The sequence below is a fragment of the Streptomyces sp. NPDC018045 genome (genome assembly GCF_044327445.1).
Classification (GTDB): Bacteria; Actinomycetota; Actinomycetes; order Streptomycetales; family Streptomycetaceae; genus Streptomyces.
In genome coordinates, this window is record NZ_JBIRFL010000073.1 from 1 (window position 1) to 3,229 (window position 3,229).

Here is a 3,229-nt window from a genome sequence, read left to right on the forward strand (position 1 = left end):
GCCGAGGAGGGCCTGGCCCTTTTCGACGCGGCGCTCGCCACCGCCGAGCCCGTGTCCGTCCCCGTCCGCCTGGACCTCGCAGCCCTGCGGCAGCAAGGGGAGATCCCCTCACTGCTGCGCGGCCTGATCCGTACGCGGGCCCGCCGTACCGGTGCCGTCGCGGCAGCCGGGATCGGGCAGCGTCTGACCGGGCTGTCCGCGGAGGAGCGGCGCGAGGCGCTGCTCGATGTCGTACGGACCCAGATCGCGACGGTCCTGGGCCACGCGAGCCCGGAGACGGTGGACCCGGACCGGGCCTTCCAGGACCTCGGCTTCGACTCCCTGACCGCGATCGAACTCCGCAACCTGCTGGGCAAGGCCACCGGACTGCGGCTCCCGGCGACGGCCGTGTTCGACTATCCGACGGCCGGCGCCCTGGCGGGCCACCTCCTCGACGCGCTGTTCGGCGCCGAGGCCGAGACGCCGGTCCCGGTGTCCGCCCTTCCGGACCTGGCGGACGACCCGGTCGTGATCGTCGGCATGAGCTGCCGGTTCCCCGGCGGTGTCGCCTCCCCCGAGGACCTGTGGCGCCTGGTGTCCGAAGGCGGGGACGCCGTCTCGGGCTTCCCCACGGACCGGGGCTGGGAGATCGACGACACCTACGACCCCGACCGCGAAGGGGCCATCGCCACCCGCTCCGGAGGCTTCCTCCATGACGCGGCGGAGTTCGACCCCGAGTTCTTCGGGATGAGCCCCCGGGAAGCCCTGACCACCGACGCCCAGCAGCGGTTGTTGCTGGAGACGACGTGGGAGGCGCTGGAGCGCGCCGGTATGGATCCGGCCACGCTGCGCGGCAGCCGCACGGGTGTCTTCGCCGGCGTGATGTACCACGACTACTCGACGCTGCTCTCCGGGCGCGAGTTCGAGGGCTACCAGGGCAGCGGCAGCGCGGGCAGCGTCGCCTCGGGCCGGGTGTCGTACACGTTCGGTTTCGAGGGTCCGGCGGTCACGGTGGACACGGCGTGCTCGTCGTCGCTGGTGGCCCTGCACCTGGCCGCGCAGTCGCTGCGCCAGGGGGAGTGCTCGCTGGCGCTCGCGGGCGGTGTGACGGTGATGTCGACGCCGCTGACCTTCGTGGAGTTCACCCGCCAGGGCGGGCTCTCCCAGGACGGGCGCTGCAAGGCGTTCGCCGATGCGGCCGACGGTGTCGGCTGGGCCGAAGGCGCCGGAATCCTCGTACTGGAACGCCTCTCCGACGCGCGCCGCAACGGGCATCGGATCCTGGCGACGGTGCGTGGTTCCGCGGTGAATCAGGATGGTGCCTCGAACGGGTTGACCGCGCCGAACGGTCCCTCGCAACAGCGGGTGATCCGGCAGGCGTTGGCGAGCGCGGGCCTGTCCGCGGCGGACGTCGACGCGGTGGAGGGCCACGGTACGGGCACGACACTGGGCGACCCGATCGAGGCCCAGGCCTTGATGGCGACGTACGGCCAGGAGCGGCCGGCGGACCGTCCGCTGCTGCTGGGCTCGGTGAAGTCCAACATCGGTCACGCGCAGGCGGCCGCGGGTGTCGCCGGCATCATCAAGATGGTGCAGGCCATGCGGCACGGCGTACTTCCTCCGACGCTGCACGTCGATGAGCCGTCGGCACATGTGGACTGGAGCGCGGGCGCCGTCGAGCTGCTGACCTCCGCGACCGCATGGCCACAAGGGGACGGACCGCGCCGAGCGGGCATCTCCTCCTTCGGGATCAGCGGGACCAACGCGCACGTCATCCTGGAACAGCCCGAACCGGTCGCGGACGACGCCGCACCGGACACCGCCGGGGACGACGCGGCCGCGGCAGGAGCCCCGGTTCCGGTGCTGCTGTCGGGCCGGAGCGAGCCGGCGTTGCGGGCCCAGGCAGCACGGCTGCTGTCCCGTCTGGACGGCGAGCCGGGGCTGCGGGTCACGGACGTCGCCCACGCGCTGGCGACCAGCCGCTCGGCGTTCCAGCACCGTGCGGTGCTACTGGCCGGGGACCGGCAGGACCTGACGCGTTCCTTGTCCGCCCTCGCCGAGGGACGCGGCGAGGAAGCCGTCGTGGCGCAGGACCGGGCCCGCTCCGCCAAGCTGGCGTTCCTGTTCTCGGGGCAGGGCGCGCAACGCCTGGGCATGGGCCGGGAGCTGTATGGGCGGTATCCGGTGTTCGCGGCGGCGTTCGACGCGGTGTGCGCCGGGCTGGACGAGCACGTGGACCGTCCGTTGCGCGAGGTTGTCTGGGGTGAGGACGCGGAGCTGCTGAACCAGACCGCGTACGCCCAGGCCGGGCTGTTCGCCGTCGAGGTGGCGCTGTTCCGGCTGCTGGAGTCGTGGGGCGTACGCCCGGACCAGTTGCTGGGCCACTCCGTCGGAGAGATCGCCGCCGCGCACGTGGCGGGCGTCTTCTCCCTCCCGGATGCCTGCGCACTGGTCGCTGCCCGGGGCCGGCTGATGCAACAACTGCCCGCCGGCGGAGCGATGCTGGCGGTCCGGGCGACGGAGGAAGAGGTCCTTCCCCACCTGACGCAGGACGTGTCGATCGCCGCGGTCAATGGCCCGTCGTCGGTCGTGATCTCGGGTGCCGAAGAGGCGGTCACCGTCGTCGGGCTGCATTTCGAGGGGGAGGGGCGCAAGACCAGCAGGCTGCGGGTCTCGCACGCCTTCCACTCGCCGCTCATGGAACCGATGCTCGCCGACTTCCGCGCCGTCGCCGAGCGCATGACATACGGAACGCCGCGCATCCCCGTGGTCTCCAACGTCACCGGCGAGCCCGCCACCGCGGAAGAGCTGTGCTCTGCCGAGTACTGGGTCAGCCACGTCCGCGAGGCCGTGCGGTTCGCCGACGGCATCGGCGCGCTGCGCGCGCAAGGCATCACGGCACACCTGGAACTCGGCCCCGATGGCGCCCTCTCCGCACTCGCGGCGGAGTCCGCCGCGGACGAGTCGCTCCTGGCCCCCGCCCTGCGCAAGGACCGGCCCGAGGTACCGGCACTGCTCACCGCCCTGGCCCGACTGCACGCCCACGGCGCGCCGGTCGACTGGTCCGCCGTCTTCGCCGGTACGGGCGCGCGGTGGGTGGACCTGCCGACGTACGCGTTCCAGCATGAGCGGTTCTGGCCGTCGGGCGGGGCGCGTTCCGGTGATGTGCGGTCGGCGGGTCTGGGTTCGGTGGGGCATCCGTTGTTGGGTGCGGCGGTGGAGTTGGCGGGCTCGGGTGGTTTGTTGTTCA

Annotated in this window: 1 protein-coding gene; it reads left to right on the forward strand. The window is 72.6% G+C overall.

The window, feature by feature from the left end; genetic code table 11:
* The coding region (locus ACH4EB_RS38595; RefSeq protein ID WP_398353210.1) for a beta-ketoacyl synthase N-terminal-like domain-containing protein at positions 1–3,229 on the forward strand (3,229 nt) is incomplete at both ends.